Source organism: Flavobacterium sp. B114r, assembly GCF_056824125.1.
Genome location: NZ_CP124858.1, coordinates 898,587 through 915,999, shown reverse-complemented (window position 1 = coordinate 915,999; position 17,413 = coordinate 898,587). Strand labels below are relative to the sequence as shown.

The window sequence follows — 17,413 nt, the reverse complement described above, 5'->3', positions numbered from 1 at the left end:
TGCTATTTTCTGTATTTGAAGCCTGAGTTTTAGGAATCAAACAAAATCGTAGTATTTTTTATAAAAAAAATATTGATTTTATATTTTAAAAAATTATCTTTGCGCTCTGAAAAAAGAGGTATTTTCGATAAACCTAAATAGCTATTTAATAAATACATAAGTAATGTCAAAAGTAATAGGAAAAGTTGCTCAAATCATTGGACCAGTAGTTGACGTAGTTTTCAACGGTAAGGATGTTGAACTTCCAAAAATTTATGATTCACTAGAAATCACTAAAAAAGACGGAACATTATTAGTTCTAGAAGTACAATCTCACATTGGAGAAAACACAGTTCGTACCATTTCTATGGACTCTACAGACGGTTTGTCTAGAGGATATGAAGTAGTTGGAACAGGAAATCCAATCCAAATGCCAATCGGTCCAGATGTATATGGAAGATTATTTAATGTAATTGGAGATGCAATTGATGGTTTAGGAAACTTGCCAAAAACAGGAGAAAACGGTTTGTCTATTCACAGACAAGCTCCTAGATTTGAAGATCTGTCTACTTCATCAGAAGTTTTATTTACAGGTATCAAAGTAATCGATTTGATCGAGCCTTACTCAAAAGGGGGGAAAATTGGATTGTTTGGTGGTGCTGGAGTTGGTAAAACAGTATTGATTCAGGAGTTGATCAACAATATCGCAAAAGGTCACGGTGGACTTTCAGTATTCGCAGGAGTAGGAGAAAGAACACGTGAAGGAAATGACTTACTTCGTGAGATGTTAGAGTCAGGAATTATAAAATATGGTGATGATTTCATGCACTCTATGGAAAATGGAGGATGGGATTTATCAAAAGTAGATATGCCAGGAATGAGAGAGTCTAAAGCTACTTTCGTTTTCGGACAAATGAATGAGCCTCCTGGAGCTCGTGCGCGTGTAGCACTTTCAGGATTATCTATCGCTGAGTATTTCCGTGATGGAGCAGGAACTGATCAAGGTAAAGATGTATTGTTTTTCGTTGATAACATCTTCCGTTTTACACAAGCAGGTTCTGAGGTATCAGCACTTTTAGGACGTATGCCTTCTGCAGTAGGATACCAACCAACTTTGGCAACAGAGATGGGAGCGATGCAAGAGCGTATTACATCTACAAACAAAGGATCTATTACATCTGTACAAGCGGTTTACGTTCCTGCGGATGATTTAACTGACCCGGCGCCGGCAACAACGTTTGCTCACTTAGATGCTACAACTGTATTGTCTCGTAAAATTGCTGAATTAGGTATTTATCCAGCGGTTGACCCGTTAGATTCTACTTCAAGAATTTTGACTCCTCAAATCTTAGGAAATGAGCATTATGACTGTGCACAAAGAGTAAAAGAAATTCTTCAAAAATACAAACAATTGCAAGATATTATTGCGATCTTAGGTATGGAAGAATTATCTGAAGAAGATAAATTATCAGTATCAAGAGCACGTCGTGTTCAACGTTTCTTATCTCAACCATTCCACGTAGCGGAGCAATTTACAGGTATTCCTGGAGTTTTGGTTGATATTAAAGATACTATCAAAGGATTCAACATGATTATCGACGGTGAGTTAGATCATCTTCCTGAAGCAGCTTTCAACTTGAAAGGTTCTATTCAGGATGCTATCGAAGCTGGAGAAAAAATGTTAGCTGAAGCATAATCTAGTTTTCAGTATTCAGTCGCAGTATTCAGTACTGAGACTTTTAACTGAGGCTGTAAACTAAAAAAAGATGATTTTAGAAATAGTATCACCAGAAGCTAAAATATTTTCAGGAGAAGTAACAGCAGTTACATTACCTGGAGTTGACGGAAGCTTTCAAATATTGAACCATCACGCTCCTATTGTTTCTATTCTAGAGAAAGGAACTATTAAAATTGCAGCGTCAAGTTTCAATTTTTCTAAAGATGTAGCGAGTAAATTCACGAAAGTAAATGACCAGACTTATACATTAGAGATCGAGTCAGGTACTATCGAAATGAAAGACAATAAAATTATTGTTTTAGTTGACTAAGGCAATTTTAGAATAAATAAAAAGCCAAACAGAAATGTTTGGCTTTTTTTATTGCCATAAATCATATACTTTTGAAGTATTAGAATCTCTTTATAAAATATTGATTGTTTTATAAAAGCTCAGTAAGCTTTTGTAATTAAGCTTCATCAATTTGATGCAGCCAAATAACTATGTCAAATTTTATAAAGAATATATGAAAAATATAAATAAAGTTGCTGTTTTAGGCGGTGGCGGAAGAACTGGAAATTATCTTGTAAACCAGTTATTGAAAAAAGGATTTAGCGTAAAACTTTTGTTGCGAAATCCTGAAAATTTTACCATTCAGAATCCAGACATCGAAATAATTAAAGGGGATGCCCTTGATTTAGAATCCATACAATTATTCCTAAAAGATTGTCAGGCAGTTGTGAGTACAATTGGGCAACGCAAAGACGAGCCTCTTGTTGCCAGTGCAGCAATCAGGAATATTCTGAAAGTAATGAATAATTACGGAATAGATCGCTATTTGTTATTGGCGGGATTGAATATAGAAACTCCATTTGATAAAAAAAGTGCTAAAACAGAAATGGCCACGGAATGGATGAAAACCAATTTTCCAATAATTCAGGAAGACAGGCAAAAGGCCTATGAATTTTTAGTTGAAAGTAATGTACAATGGACCCAGGTTCGGGTTCCGTTTATAGAATTTAATGATATAAGTGCTGAGATTTCAATAAGTACAGAAGATTGTCTGGGCGATAAGATTAGTGCAATTGATATTGCAAAATTCATGACTCAGGAAATGACAGCATCCAAATTCAACAGACAATCGCCTTTTATAAGTGCAATTTAAATAGTAAGTTACAAACAGCGGGCATGTCAAGCCCGCTGTTTATTTAATATAATTTCAATTTCATAACTTTGCTTTTATGAAATTACCGGAAAATCTAATTCAGAAGCTCGAAAATCGAAAGCAGAATAATTCGCTTAGAAAACTGCCTGTGTTCAATAATCTAGTCGATTTTTCTTCAAATGACTATATTGGATTCGCAAAATCAGAATCGATATTTAAGTCAACTCATGCTTATTTGCTGGAAAACGAAATTTTTGAAAATGGTGCAACAGGTTCGCGCTTAATTTCCGGAAATCATTCGTTGTATCAAATCGCAGAAGCATTTATTGCAGACTTTCATGACGCTCAATCGGCTTTAATCTTTAATTCGGGTTACGATGCCAATGTTGGCTTTTTTAGTGCTGTACCGCAACGAAATGATGTTATTTTGTATGATGAACTAAGTCATGCTTCTATTCGGGACGGAATTATTATGTCGAATGCTAAATCGTACAAATTCAATCACAATGATTTTGAGGATTTAGAACGACTTATTCAAAAATTTCCCGATACAAATATTTACATTGTGACTGAATCTGTTTTCTCTATGGATGGTGATAGTCCAAACTTAGAAGAATTAGTAGGCTTATCTGAAAAATACAATTGTTATTTAGTCATAGACGAAGCACATACTTTAGGTGTCTTTGGCGAAAAAGGAGAAGGATTTATTCAGTATCTTAATTTGCATCACAGAATTTTTGCCAGAATCATGACCTTCGGAAAAGGTTTAGGTTGTCATGGCTCAGTGATTCTTGGAAGCAAAGATCTTAAAGAATATCTGGTAAACTTTGCCAGAAGTTTTATTTATACAACAGGATTATCTCCACATTCTGTTGCTACAATTCTGGTAGCATACCAGCAATTAGAAATTGAAAAACAAAACATCGAAAAATTACGTCACAATATTGTGTTATTCAATCAGCAGAAGAATCTGTTGGGTTTAAAGCCAATGTTTGTTCGAAGCAAATCAGCAATACAATCCGCAATAGTACCCGGAAATGAAAACGTAAAACGATTAGCGCAACAATTGCAGGATAAAGGTTTTGATGTAAAACCAATTCTTTCGCCAACAGTTCCTGAAGGACAGGAACGTTTGCGCTTTTGCATTCATAGTTTTAATTCTGAAGAAGAAATTAATCAAATTCTGAAATTGTTAGAGACTTTATTTTTTAAGATTTAGTATTGTCAGGCTGAGCGGAGTCGAAGCCCATTCCAATAAGCAAGCCTTCGACTCCGCTTAGGATGACACTGCGACTTGTGAGATTATCCTTTTTATTGAGTTCTAAAAGTAAAAAAAATCTGTGACAATCTGTTTGATTCGTTTAATCAGCGGGCCAATTATAGAATGTTACTCCGTAAAAAATCTCTGCAATTCCTTGTCTTTCCTCACTTCTTAAAAAAGTTTTAGTTTCTTTTGTAACGTTTTGAATATTTGATTACTTACGAGTCGTAATCAAAATAACAAAACCATTATGAAATCAAAATCAAATTCTTCAAAACAAAGTGTTTTTAATGTTATCCTTTTTGCTTCAATAGGATTCCTTGTAGGCTTAGTAAGCTACTTTTTAATAAAAATCCTAAGCATCATTTTAACGATCTCAATAGTTTTAGTAGTCGTTACTTGGTGGAATAGAAATAAGGACAATAAATATTAAAAAGGAGTTTCAATCAATCAATCAAATACAATCAATCAAAATGAAAAATTTATTTACATCAGCAATCGTTATAATCACTTTAGTTTTTAGTGTATCAGTTCAGGCGCAAACAAAAACGCCAAAATTAGAAAACTCTCTTTTATGGGAGGTGTCAGGAAACGGACTTTCAAAGCCATCATATGTTTACGGAACCATTCATGGTATTTGCCCGAATGATTATTTTATGGCAGAAAAAACGAAAAAAGCATTTCAAAAATCAGATAAACTAATTCTGGAGATTAATTTATCTGATCCTAATGAAATAGCAGAAGCCCAAAAAAGCAGTATTTCGTCAGAGCCGTTAAGTAAGAAGCTGACACAAGAACAATTGTCAAAATTAGATTCGATTTTACAAAAAAATACAGGTTTGAAAGTAAAACAATTAGATGGTTTTACTTTAGCGGCAATTATGGGTTTTATTTCTATAAAGACATTTGATTGTGAAACATTAAAATCATATGAATCAGATTTTATAGATTTGGCTAAAAAAGAAAATAAAACGATTGGAGGTTTCGAAACTGTAAAAGGACAAAGCAGCATATTGTCAAATGCTTACACAGATTCAGAATTGATAGAAACTGTTGGTGATTTTAGTAAGACCGAGACCAAAAAAATGGTTGAAGATTATAAAGCCGAAAACCTGATGAATCTTCATGGGGAGAATGAAAAGGCAATGAGTGACAAAGTTAGAAAATTGATAATTGACGACAGAAATAAAGATTGGGCACACAGAATGCCTGAGATGATGAAAGAGGAAAGTTTGTTTGTGGCAGTTGGAGTAGGGCATTTGCCAGGTAAAGACGGCGTGATTAATTTATTGAAAAAAGCAGGATACAAGGTAAAACCGGTAACGAAATAAAATCGTTTTGAAAGAGAAAGAACAAGAATTTTTAGATCGGATTCAAAGTCATCAAGGAATACTCTATAAAGTTTCTAAAATGTACATGGACAATCATAATGATCAGCAAGATCTGTTTCAGGAGATTGTTTGTCAGCTTTGGAAATCATATGATTCTTTTAGAAACGAAAGTCAGTTTTCGACCTGGATGTATCGGGTTGCAGTAAATACAGCTATTATTTTCTTAAAAAAAGAAAAACGAAAAGTAGATAAATATGAGATTGCTTCAGAAAACATCAAAGATGATGAAGGCGATTCGCATATTAAAGAAAGTCAAATCGATCATTTTTATAAAGCAGTCCAGAAACTGGAGAAAATTGATAAAGCGATTATTTTCTATCAGTTAGAAGGTTTCTCTCATAAAGAAATTGGAGACAATCTGGGAATCTCAGAAGGAAATGCACGCGTGAAATTAAATAGGGCAAAAGAAAAATTAAAAGAAATAATAAAAAATCAAGGATATGGATTTTAACGATATACAAAACGCATGGAATAATGAAAAGACAGAGAATGTTGTGCTTCCGGATAATTTAGCAAAAATACAATCAGCAAATATGCCGTTGGATAAAATTAGAAGAAATCTCAGGCATGAATTTCTATGGCAAATGGTCTTTATAATTTTTTTCGCTTTTATACCTTTTATTTACGCTTTCGAACCAAAAATAGCAAAGATTTACTATTTGTTCTTTAGCATATTTATTGCCGTTTGTATTTATTATTTTGCAAAGCTGTATTTGTTTTATAAACGACTTAATAATATTACATTAAAAACAAAAGATAGTTTGTACGAAACGTATTTTGATGTGAGATTGAATATGGAGTTATATAAGACTTTTGGATTCGCTGTAACGCCTTTTTCAATTTTGTTTTTAATTGGATTTTTCTATACAAAGTTTTCTAAAACTCCTGCTATACAGATAGTTGATGTCAGCGATTCTGAGCTGATTAGTGTTCTCTTAATGATTATTTTCTCTATCTTAGTTATGGGGGTCTTTTTAGAATGGTGGGTGCATTATTTTTATGGAAAATATGCCAGGGAAATAAGAAAAGTTATCGACGAACTAAAAGAAGAGTAGCCGAAAACAATAAACCTATCGTAATGATGGGTTTTGTTTTTAGTGGTATTTTTGCGAAAGCTATTGCACAGAGATACACAAAGAAAAATACAAAGTGACACAAAGCAAAAGTCATTTTAGTGAATCTTTGTTTTTTTTCTTTCTGTATCTCTGCGAAACAAAAAACTTATGAAAATATTTATAACAGGAATTTCTACAGATGTTGGTAAAACAATTAGTGCTGCAATCGTTGTTGAAGCTTTAGAAGCGGATTATTGGAAGCCTGTTCAGGCTGGAGATCTGGATAATTCGGATAGTCATAAAGTTAAAAGCCTATTGAGTTGTCATACTGAGCGAAGTCGAAGTACAAAATCTCAATTCTATCCAAATGCCTACAAATTAAACACACCTGCAAGTCCGCACTTGGCAGCTGAGATAGACGGAATTACAATTAATCTGGAAGAAATCAAAGAACCAGTTACAGATAACCATCTGGTTATCGAAGGAGCCGGAGGGATTTTTGTTCCACTAAATGAAAGCGACACAATTATTGATTTAATACAACCTGATTATAAAATAATTGTAGTTTCAAGACATTATTTAGGAAGCATCAATCATACTTTATTAACGATAGAAGCAATCAGAAATCGTGGTTTTGAAGTTGCTGGAATTATCTTTAGCGGAAGCGAAAACAAATCTACCGAAAGTCTAATCCTGAATAAAACCGGAATAAAATGCATCGGTAGAATTGAGGAAGAGCCTTACTTTGACCAAAATGTAATTCGTGAATACGCTGATTTGTTCCGGGAAAACCTTCTTAGTTTATAAAGAAAAGAATATAAAATAAAGAAAATAGACTTTCCTATCTTTGCCTCTATTAAGAGATATTAAATCTTTGTTTTTTACTCTATTTTCTATATTCTAAATAAGATGACTCTAACAGAAAAAGACAGCCAATACCTTTGGCATCCTTATACACAACACAAAACAGCACAAACTCCAATTGCAATTTCCAGAGGAGAAGGAGTTTTGCTTTGGGATGAAAACGGCAAGGAATATATTGATGCAATTGCTTCATGGTGGGTAAACCCGTTTGGGCACAGTAATAAATTTATTGCAGATGCGATTTACAAGCAATTAACGACTTTGGAGCATGTTTTATTTGGAGGTTTTACACACGAACCAGCAATAAAAGTAGCGGAAAGGTTAATGGAGATCTTGCCAAAAAATCAACAAAAAATCTTCTTTTCTGATAATGGGTCAACAGCCGTTGAAGTTGCGATAAAAGTAGCATTGCAGTATTTTTTTAATAAAAATGAAAAACGTACTACTATTATTGCTTTCGAAAATGCTTTTCACGGAGATACTTTTGCAGCAATGGCAGCAAGTGGAATATCTTTTTACACACAAGCCTTTCAGGGAATGTTTATTGATGTTGTGAGAATTCCGGTTCCGGTAAAAGGAAAAGAACAGGAAAGTTTTGACGCGTTGAAAAACGTGATTGAAAAACATAATTGTGCCGGTTTTATTTTTGAGCCGTTAGTACAGGGAGCTGCCGGAATGGTAATGTATGAACCTGAAGCATTAGCAAAATTAATTCAGATTTGTAAAACCAGTAAAGTTTTGACGATTGCAGATGAAGTAATGACGGGTTTTGGAAAAACAGGAAAGACCTTTGCAATGGATTACGTTTCTGAAGAGCCGGATATGATTTGTCTTTCTAAAGCATTAACCGGAGGAACAATCCCAATGGCGATTACGACTTTTACACAAGAAGTTTTTGATGCTTTTTATGATGATGATATTAATAAAGCACTGTTTCATGGACATACTTTTACGGCGAATCCAACAGGTTGTGCAGCAGCTCTGGCAAGTATGGATTTATTGCAGACCGATGAAATGCAAGCCAATATTCAAAGGATAAATAAAAGCCATTTAGTATTTCAGAAGAAAATTGAAAAGCATTCAAAAGTAATAACAGCCAGGACATTGGGCGTTATTTTTGCGGTCGAAATTAAATCCGATTCAGCAGAAAGTTATTACGGTTCTATGCGAAACAAACTTTATAATTTCTTTATAGAAAAAGGGGCTATTTTACGTCCGGTTGGGAATATTGTTTACATTCTTCCTCCGTATATTATGACAGACGACCAGCTTCAAAAAGTGTATTCTATTATTGAAGAAGCTATAGAAATGGTATAAATTTGCCCACAGATTTAAACGGGTTAAACGGATTTTTCGCTGTTTTAAATATAATAATCTGTGTCGATCTGTTTAATCGGTATGATCCGCGTGCCATCTTTCAATAAAACTTCGCGAACTTTGCGATAAAAAAATACCACCATTGAATACCAAAATAGCTATAACATCTTTTTCATCCATTTCTCCTTTAGGAAATACTTCTGCAGGAGTTTGGGAGAAGTATCTCGAGAATCAACATTGTTTTTCTAAACAGTTTTTAGATCAGCAAGAAACTTCAGTTGCTACTCTTGATCCTGCATCAAAGCAAATAATTGCAGAAATAAGAGAATCAGATATTAAATATAAGTTTTTAGATGATTCGGTTTTATTTGCCATTGCAGCTTCCCGAAAAGCGGTTGAACTGGCAGGATGGAATTCTGATGCTGTTTTTGGAATCAATATTGGATCTTCGCGTGGTGCGACAGATTTATTCGAAAAACATTACAAAGAATATCTTGATACGGGCAAGGCACAGACTTTGGCCTCGCCAACAACAACTTTAGGAAATATATCGTCCTGGATTGCACATGATCTGCAAAGTGTGGGGCCTGAAATTTCGCATTCTATAACCTGTTCCACAGCGCTTCATGCATTGTTAAATGGTGTTGCATGGCTAAGATCAGGAATGGCAGATAAGTTTTTGGTTGGAGGAAGTGAAGCTCCTTTAACTGATTTCACAATTGCTCAAATGCGCGCTCTTAAAATATATTCCCGAATCGGTCAGGATGAAAATCCCTGGCCCAATTTAGCTTTTGATTTTGACAAGAGTCAGAACACTATGATTTTAGGCGAAGGAGCCGCAGTTTGCTGTTTGGAAGCCGGAGAGAAACAAAATGCAATTGCATATGTAACTGGTGTAGGTTATGCAACGGAAATCTTAGAGCATAATATCTCTATTTCTGCCGAAGCAACCTGTTTTCAGAAATCAATGAAAATGGCTTTGAAAGATGTTGCTTTAGAAACCATTGATGCGATTGTAATGCATGCTCCGGGAACGATAAAAGGTGACATAACGGAATTACGAGCTATAGAAAAAGTTTTCGGATCTCAATTGCCGCTGTTAACGACTAATAAATGGAAGATTGGTCACACATTTGGAGCTTCCGGCGTACTAAGTCTGGAATTGGCACTTTTAATGTTTCAACATGATACTTTTATTGGAGTTCCGTTTGGGACAAAACAAATCCAGACAAAATCGATAAAAAGAGTTTTAATCAATGCTGTTGGTTTTGGTGGTAATGCGGTGAGTATTTTAATAGAAAAAGCGTAATTCATTTTAAGTATGTAAATATTCTGATTCTATAGAAAAATAATGCTTTGTTACTTAGTTTTCTAAATTCTTTTCTAATTGGGTTACTTTGTCATAAACTAAAAAACTTTCGTATCCTCGTCGCAACATGTAATCACAGAATTTTTTTCGTTTTTTCAGAGTGTTTTTTTCGTTGAGATTATTCCAGCATCTTTCAGAAAGTTGTTCGAACGTGGTTTCATATTCTTCGGCAGTGATTTCTTTTAAGGCGAGCGTAATATTAGTCGATGAAACCTGTTTCATTTTAAGCTCATTCGTAATCCTGATTCTGCCCCAATGCTTAATTCTATGTTTGCCTCTGGCAAAACTGCACGCAAAACGGGTTTCATTTAAGAAATTGTTTTCAATTAGCTGAACAACCACAACATCAATTTCATCAGGAAACATTTTTAAACTGTATAATTTCGAAATTACCTCACTATGACAGCGTTCCTGATAGGCACAAAAGTGCTCTAATTTTAGAATTGCGTCTTTTATTGTGAAAATTGAATTCATGTTTTTTAATGGTTATTGCTAAAAAAAGAATCATTTTAATTTAGCGTATTGAACACGGCTTTGAGTTAGAATTGTAACTGTTATAATAAATTTTTAACGGTCTTAATTGCTATAATCGGAACTTCCTTGTTTTGTTTAATGCAAAAAGCAAATTTAAATATAAATAGTACGAAGGTAAAATAAAAAAACAGCTGAAGTTCTATAAAACTTCAGCTGTTTTTTTATTCAGGTTTATTTTAGGCACTCTTTCTTAAGTTCTCATTTGTGTTTTCAATCGCCTTCTCGTTTTTATAATCAATCCATTTTTGACCTTTAAATTTTCTCATCAAAATATCAAAATGGCGCATAACGAAAATATTATAAACTGCTTTTGATAAATTGGTAATACTTTTAGGAAAAGCACGTAAACTCATAGAAAAACCGGGAGTCAGATATTTCATATAATGCCAATAACCTTCAGGCATGTACAAAACTTCGCCGTGTTTTAAATTAGTAATATAGCCTTCTGTATTTTTAAGGGCAGGGAATTTTTCGTAATCGGGATTATCAAAATCAATGTCCTCTCTTGAAATTAATGCATGAGGTACTTTGTACATGTATTTAGACTGATCCGGAGCAAAAAGCATACATTGTTTTTCGCCATGAAAATGAAAATGCAGGATATTCGAGTAATCGATATCATAATGCATAAAAACTTTTGAGTTTTCTCCGCCAAAAAATAACATTGGCATTTGTTTGACTAATTTTAAGCCAATATCTGGCCATAAAAAATCTTCTTTTAGTATTGGGACTTCTTTCATTAGATTGTAAAGAAATATGCGATAATTAGTAGGCTTTGACTCTAATAGATCGACATAATCGCTCATCTTCATTTTAGTATGCGCTTCGTTAAAGCCATCTTCATGATTTACAGGCCTATTGTCGTATAAAGGGACAATAGTCTCGCCGGCGATTTCTTTGATATAGGACAATTTCCATTTTTGATAAGCAGGCCAATCTTCAGTTAGCTCTTCAATAACAACTGGAATTTGATATTTTACATATTGGGAAATAAAATCAGCTTTTGAGATCTTTTTTACCCTTTCGATTTGCTTTAACTTCATCTCTTAAATAAAAAAATTGCTTATAACTCTGTGTCATAAGCAATTTAAAAATATTTCGCGAGATTTATTAACTCATTTAATTAATTTTTTGATTTGATCGAAGCTTCAAGGTTTCTTTCAATCGTATGCCCCGGTCTTGACCATTTAGGTTTTTCGCCCAATGTAGTAAACTGCGAATCAGTTGCTTCTACTGTTTGTGGTTGAGAAACCTTAACAAATGGTTTTTGCGGAATTAATCCCAGTAAGTCAAACATTTTCATGTCTTCCTGTACGTCAGGATTTGGCGTTGTCAATAATTTATCACCTGCAAAAATAGAATTTGCACCGGCAAAAAAGCACATTGCCTGTCCTTCGCGGCTCATATTTGTTCTTCCTGCAGAAAGACGTACCTGAGTATCCGGCATTATGATTCTGGTTGTTGCAACCATACGGATCATTTCCCAAATTTCAACCGGTTTTTCTTCTTCCATCGGTGTTCCTTCAACAGCAACCAAAGCATTGATAGGCACAGATTCAGGTTGTGGGTTCAAAGTTGAAAGCGCCACGAGCATTCCGGCTCTGTCTTCGATGCTTTCTCCCATCCCGATAATTCCTCCGCTGCAAACCGTAACATTCGTTTTACGGACGTTTTCGATCGTTTGCAAACGGTCTTCGAAACCACGGGTAGAAATCACATCCTTATAATATTCTTCAGAAGTATCTAAATTATGGTTGTAAGCATATAAACCGGCTTCAGCCAAACGTTGCGCCTGGTTTTCAGTAATCATGCCCAAAGTACAACAAACCTCCATGTCTAGTTTATTGATGGTACGTACCATTTCTAAAACCTGGTCAAATTCTTCACCATCTTTTACGTTTCTCCAGGCGGCTCCCATGCAGACACGAGATGATCCGCTGGATTTGGCACGCAAAGCCTGGGCTTTTACCTGACTTACGCTCATTAAATCATTTCCTTCAACACCTGTGTTATAGCGGGCAGCTTGCGGGCAATAACCGCAATCTTCAGGACAGCCTCCGGTTTTGATAGATAATAAAGTAGATACCTGTACGACGTTCGGATCGTGTTTTTGCCTGTGTATTGTTGCTGCTTCATACAGCAAGTCCATCATAGGTTTATTGTATATGGCGATTATCTCGTCTTTTGTCCAGTTGTGTTTGGTAGTGTTCATTAGTTCATTGTTTTTGGAGCTTCAAAAGTAATTAAATTGTTCTAATCAATGATGCTCATCGCTTTAAATGAATATTTTGCATGAAATTTCAAAAAAGAAGCATTCTAAAATCATATAATTGTAAAAATTTATGATTTTAGAATGCTTAAATGATAGTTTTATTTTGAAATGTTAATCGGCGACATACTTATTGTTCCAGTATAGCATCATCATTAAAGTGACAATTACTGACGATGCGACTCCTTCAAATAACAAACAAATACAGTAGGTTGGTACGGACGGATTTCCTCCAAACATAAAAGCTTCTGATAAGGTTTTTACATAAGCATCTCCGCCTCTTGCATAACTATATACTAATAATCCAAAAACACTCATCGCTACACCAACTACAGAAGTTGCCATAGCAGAAACCGCATTCGATACAAAATTGGTTTCTCCTTCCTGAAGATTCATCTTCATCGTTTTATTTACGCCATAAAATATAAAAAATACATTCAGCGTCCGTAAATAGAATAAATGAGCTAAACCTAATACGTTCATCAATAGAAAATAAATTCCTATACCAAGGAAAATCAAGAAACCATTGGTAATTTCTTTAGGTAATTTCATAGTGGTTATTTTTAAATAAGTTAATAGTAAATATTTGATAAACAGAGTTCTATATCAAATTTACTAAAAAAATAACTACGATGATTTAAAAAAGGTAAAAAGTATTTTAGTTGCTTTTTAGAGCTTACTAATAAAAGCCAAAGCATCTTTTTCGTCCTGATTTAATTGAGCTTTAAGCAAGTCTAATGAACCAAATTTTTGCTCATCACGAAGATAATGTAGTAAAGAAACTTCGATTTTTTGACCATAAATAGTAGCATCAAAATCAAATAGATTTACTTCGATAGTTTGGTTTTGCCCATTTACAGTAGGATTAAAACCGATATTCATCATCCCAAAAAATTCCTGATCGGCAATTAAAGCTTTAACTACATAAACACCAATTTTTGGAATTAGCTTGTATTCTTCTTCAATTTTGATATTTGCTGTTGGAAAACCAATTGTTCTTCCTAATTGTTTTCCTTTTACAACCTCGCCAGATAAAAAATAGGCGTAGCCTAAATAATCATTGGCCAAAGTCATATTTCCTTCGTTTAAAGCTTTTCTGATCTTGGTCGAGCTTACAGATACATCCTGAATTTCCTGCGCCGAAATTTGCTCAACTTCAAATCCATATTCTGCTCCAAAAGCGATTAAATCATCAATATTCGCCGTTCTGTTTCTTCCAAAACGGTGATCGTGACCTATAATTATTTTTTGAATATGAAATTGCTCGACTAAAATAGAACGTACAAATTCTTCGGCAGTCAATCTTGAGAAACTTTCGTTAAACGGATGAATAACAAGATTTTCAATTCCTGTCGCTTCAAGAAGTTTTGTTTTTTCAGAGATTGTATTCAAAAGTTTTATCTCTGATTTTTCCTGTAAAACCATTCTCGGATGAGGAAAAAATGTAAGAACTAAACTCTCGTATTTTCCGTTTTCAGTATTTTGAGTAATTCGTTCCAGAATTTTTTTGTGACCAATATGTACGCCGTCAAAGGTACCAAGAGTTAAAATCGTTTTCTTGGTTGACTGAAAATCGTTTATAGAATGAAAGAGCTTCAAAACAAATAATTTAAGATGTTGCAAATTTATACTATCTATTTTAAATTTTATGCTAAGCTCAATTGATTTTTGATGACAATCTATTTCTTTTTTCAAAAATGAACTAACTCGTCTGCTAAAAAGCATTAATTGTAATATATCTGTAAGAATTTAATTTAATTCGCTTAATTTTGATTTTTCAATTCCCACCTGAGTATGAAAAAAAAGCTACTTTTCTTGTTTTTTATTTTTTGTTGCGCAAATATTTACGCTCAAAGTGATGATTTGTGGCAAAAAGTAACCGCCGGTACCTCGGGTAAAAGAGTAAATTTATCTGATTCGCAACGAAGCTATTATAAGCTTAATACCGATTTTTTGAAATCAAAACTTTCAGGGGTAACAAATAAAACGTCAAAAAGAAATACGATACAAATTACAATTCCAAATTCAAATGGTGTTTTAGAGAGATTTACAGTTTGGGAATCGTCAAATTTCGAACCGGAATTACAGGCAAAATATCCTGAGATAAGAGCTTATGAAGGAAGTGGCGTAGACGATAAGACTGCTAAGATACATTTTAGTGTTGCCCCGATAGGAGTGCAGACAATGGTGTTTCGTGCTGATAAATCATCTGAATTTATGGAGCAAAATCAAGATGATAAGTCTGAGTATGTTTTGTTTACTAAAAATAATGGAACATCAAAAAGCAGATTAGATTGTAAGACTACAAATGCAATCCTGAATACCAATAATTCATCATTAACATCTAAATCAGCCAGCAGTAAAGTTTTTAAAACCTTGCGATTGGCGCTTTCCTGTACAGGAGAATATACAGCTTATTTTGGCGGTACAAAAGCTGGCGCATTGGCTGGTATGAATGCTTCTCTAAGCAGGGTAAATGGTATTTTTAATAAAGATCTTGCTGTAAAATTAGTCTTGATTGCAAATACAGATGCTGTTATTTACACAAATGCGGCGACAGATCCTTATTCTGATGCGAGCAAAGGAACGTCAGAAGATAAGTCAGATGGTAATGATTATTGGAGTAAAGAAGTTCAAAAAACATTAACAACTGTCATTGGTGAAGCAAATTATGATATTGGACATTTATTTGGAGCTACGGGAGGCGGAGGTAATGCGGCCTGTATAGGGTGTGTTTGTGATAGCCCAACAGCTACAAATGTTATTGGTAAAGGTAGTGGTTATACCTCGCCATCTAATGGAAAACCTCAGGGAGATTCGTTTGATATTGATTTTGTGGCTCACGAAATGGGACATCAGTTAGGTGCAAATCATACTTTTTCTTTTGATGGAGCCGAAAGAACAGGTGTGAATGTCGAACCTGGAAGTGGTTCTACGATAATGGGATATGCAGGAATAACAAAATATGATGTTCAGGATAATTCAGATGATTATTTTGCATACGCCAGCATTGCGCAAATTCAAAATAATCTTGCTACAAAAAGTTGCCCGACAGATGCGCCAATAATAAACAACCCTCCCATGATTGATGCAGGTTTAGATTATTCGATCCCTATTAGTACAGCATTTGTTTTAACCGGTACAGGTTCAGATCCTGAAGGTGATACTATTACGTATACCTGGGAGCAAAATGATAGTGCATTATCATCATCAACGGCAAATAGTAATAGTATTGCATATTCAACAAAACCAGACGGACCATTGTTCAGGTCTGTAGTTCCGGAAAGTTCTCCGGTGCGATATATGCCGGATTTTAATACCGTTCTTCAAAATAAATTAACCACAACATGGGAGTCTGTTTCGTCTATTGCAAGAACGTTGCATTTTACCTTAACAGGACGCGATAATGCAGCTCAGGGATCTGCGCAGACAAGTACAGATGATATGATTGTGAATGTGCTGGCGAATGCAGGGCCATTTGCGGTTACGTCTCAAAATACTAATGATGTGAGTTGGCAGATAGGATCGTTTCAGACTATAACCTGGAGTATAAATAATACCAGTATATTGCCTGGTTCTTCAACTGTAAATATTAAATTATCTACAGATGGCGGCATTACATTTCCAATAGTTCTGGCGTCAAATACTCCAAATGATGGAACAGAAGTAATTCAAATTCCTGAAAGTATAGAAAATTCGACAAATTGCAGAATTTTGATCCAGCCTACAGCTAATATTTATTATGCCATAAACAGCAAACCATTTGCGGTTGGTTATACATCGAGAACAACTTGCGATTCGTATAATTTTGGCAATGCTTTTGATATTCCTTTTGCAACCAATTTTACAACCAGAACGGTAAATGTACCTGCTTCGACAGGAACGGTTTCTGATGTGAATGTTCTGGTGAATTTTACACATGAAAAACTTTCTGATGTCGAAATTCAAATGGTAAGTCCGCAAGGGACAATTGTAAATCTTTACAATAATAAAAGCTGTGGAGGAATACAGTCTACTTTGTCACTTCAATATGACGATGATGGAGTTGCGTTAGATTGTTCTAAAACAATAAGTCAGATTGTGGTTCCGGTTGATTTGTTAAGTGCTTTTAATGGTCAGGACCCTAAAGGAAACTGGACTTTAAGAGTTCGCGATGCAGTTACGGGTAATTTGGGGAAAATAAATTCAGCATCGATAAATATCTGTAATAAAACGTTTATCCCGGGAACACCTGATGTTCAAAATGCTGATTTTACACTATATCCAAATCCTAATAAAGGTAATTTTACCATCCAGTTCAAAAGTGATGCTATAAATACCATTCAGGTTTTTATATATGATATTTTAGGTAAAAAAGTATATTATGATTTTTTTGAGAAAACAGCTTATTTTAATCAAAACATTCAATTATCAAATATCTCATCAGGAGTTTATTTTGTTACAGTTCTTGAAGGAAATAAAAGAACGGTTAAGAAAATAATCGTAAATAAATAA

The 17,413-nt window shown here is 34.4% G+C and carries 16 protein-coding genes; 11 read left to right on the top strand and 5 right to left on the bottom strand.

All coding sequences use genetic code 11. The annotated features are described in order from the left end of the window. The first annotated feature begins 163 nt into the window (after nucleotides 1–163). From atpD to QLQ94_RS04075, 10 genes are all read left to right on the top strand, one after another. Entirely contained in the window at nucleotides 164–1,675 is a 1,512-nt protein-coding gene (atpD, locus tag QLQ94_RS04120; protein ID WP_072957076.1) for a F0F1 ATP synthase subunit beta, read from the top strand. 70 nt (nucleotides 1,676–1,745) lie between these two features. Then, on the top strand, nucleotides 1,746–2,027 hold the full coding sequence (locus QLQ94_RS04115; RefSeq protein ID WP_271334052.1) for a FoF1 ATP synthase subunit delta/epsilon: 282 nt from the start codon (nucleotides 1,746–1,748) through the stop codon (nucleotides 2,025–2,027). Nucleotides 2,028–2,220: 193 nt separating this feature from the next. After that, nucleotides 2,221–2,859: an NAD(P)-dependent oxidoreductase gene (locus QLQ94_RS04110; RefSeq protein WP_482499234.1), complete on the top strand. Its 639-nt coding sequence runs from the start codon at nucleotides 2,221–2,223 to the stop codon at nucleotides 2,857–2,859. 76 nt (nucleotides 2,860–2,935) lie between these two features. After that, nucleotides 2,936–4,078, top strand: coding sequence for an aminotransferase class I/II-fold pyridoxal phosphate-dependent enzyme (locus QLQ94_RS04105; RefSeq protein WP_271334054.1), 1,143 nt, complete (start codon nucleotides 2,936–2,938; stop codon nucleotides 4,076–4,078). A 515-nt stretch (nucleotides 4,079–4,593) separates the two neighbouring features. Continuing rightward, nucleotides 4,594–5,451, top strand: coding sequence for a TraB/GumN family protein (locus QLQ94_RS04100; RefSeq protein WP_271334055.1), 858 nt, complete (start codon nucleotides 4,594–4,596; stop codon nucleotides 5,449–5,451). Nucleotides 5,452–5,458: 7 nt separating this feature from the next. After that, nucleotides 5,459–5,962, top strand: coding sequence for an RNA polymerase sigma factor (locus tag QLQ94_RS04095; protein WP_482499233.1), 504 nt, complete (start codon nucleotides 5,459–5,461; stop codon nucleotides 5,960–5,962). Then, on the top strand, nucleotides 5,952–6,566 hold the full coding sequence (locus tag QLQ94_RS04090; protein ID WP_271334057.1) for a hypothetical protein: 615 nt from the start codon (nucleotides 5,952–5,954) through the stop codon (nucleotides 6,564–6,566). Before QLQ94_RS04095 ends, QLQ94_RS04090 begins: the two co-directional genes overlap by 11 nt. 168 nt (nucleotides 6,567–6,734) lie before the next feature. Further along, nucleotides 6,735–7,373 carry a dethiobiotin synthase gene (gene bioD / locus QLQ94_RS04085; protein ID WP_271334058.1) on the top strand — a complete coding sequence of 213 codons (639 nt, stop codon included), beginning with the start codon at nucleotides 6,735–6,737 and terminating at the stop codon, nucleotides 7,371–7,373. A 102-nt stretch (nucleotides 7,374–7,475) separates the two neighbouring features. Continuing rightward, the gene (gene bioA / locus QLQ94_RS04080) at nucleotides 7,476–8,747 is read left to right on the top strand and encodes an adenosylmethionine--8-amino-7-oxononanoate transaminase (protein WP_271334059.1); all 1,272 of its coding nucleotides are present in this window, start codon (nucleotides 7,476–7,478) and stop codon (nucleotides 8,745–8,747) included. 142 nt (nucleotides 8,748–8,889) lie between these two features. Next, entirely contained in the window at nucleotides 8,890–10,056 is a 1,167-nt protein-coding gene (locus QLQ94_RS04075; RefSeq protein ID WP_482499232.1) for a beta-ketoacyl synthase N-terminal-like domain-containing protein, read from the top strand. 54 nt (nucleotides 10,057–10,110) lie between these two features. Here the strand turns inward: QLQ94_RS04075 and QLQ94_RS04070 are convergent, their stop codons facing one another. From QLQ94_RS04070 to QLQ94_RS04050, 5 genes are all read right to left on the bottom strand, one after another. Beyond that, a complete protein-coding gene (locus QLQ94_RS04070; RefSeq protein WP_271334061.1) occupies nucleotides 10,111–10,590 on the bottom strand; it encodes a regulatory protein RecX in 480 nt (159 codons plus the stop codon). 236 nt (nucleotides 10,591–10,826) lie between these two features. After that, nucleotides 10,827–11,693 (bottom strand): cupin-like domain-containing protein, encoded by an 867-nt coding sequence (locus tag QLQ94_RS04065; RefSeq protein WP_271334062.1) that lies wholly within the window; start codon nucleotides 11,691–11,693, stop codon nucleotides 10,827–10,829. Nucleotides 11,694–11,773: 80 nt separating this feature from the next. Further along, nucleotides 11,774–12,862 carry a biotin synthase BioB gene (gene bioB, locus QLQ94_RS04060; RefSeq protein WP_271334063.1) on the bottom strand — a complete coding sequence of 363 codons (1,089 nt, stop codon included), beginning with the start codon at nucleotides 12,860–12,862 and terminating at the stop codon, nucleotides 11,774–11,776. A 171-nt stretch (nucleotides 12,863–13,033) separates the two neighbouring features. Further along, complete coding sequence (locus QLQ94_RS04055) at nucleotides 13,034–13,471, bottom strand: hypothetical protein (RefSeq protein WP_230033726.1); 438 nt, start codon at nucleotides 13,469–13,471, stop codon at nucleotides 13,034–13,036. 117 nt (nucleotides 13,472–13,588) lie between these two features. Then, the gene (locus QLQ94_RS04050) at nucleotides 13,589–14,518 is read right to left on the bottom strand and encodes a bifunctional riboflavin kinase/FAD synthetase (protein ID WP_271334064.1); all 930 of its coding nucleotides are present in this window, start codon (nucleotides 14,516–14,518) and stop codon (nucleotides 13,589–13,591) included. A gap of 195 nt (nucleotides 14,519–14,713) precedes the next feature. Between QLQ94_RS04050 and QLQ94_RS04045 the strand changes: the two genes are divergently transcribed. Then, on the top strand, nucleotides 14,714–17,413 hold the full coding sequence (locus QLQ94_RS04045) for a zinc-dependent metalloprotease (protein WP_482499231.1): 2,700 nt from the start codon (nucleotides 14,714–14,716) through the stop codon (nucleotides 17,411–17,413).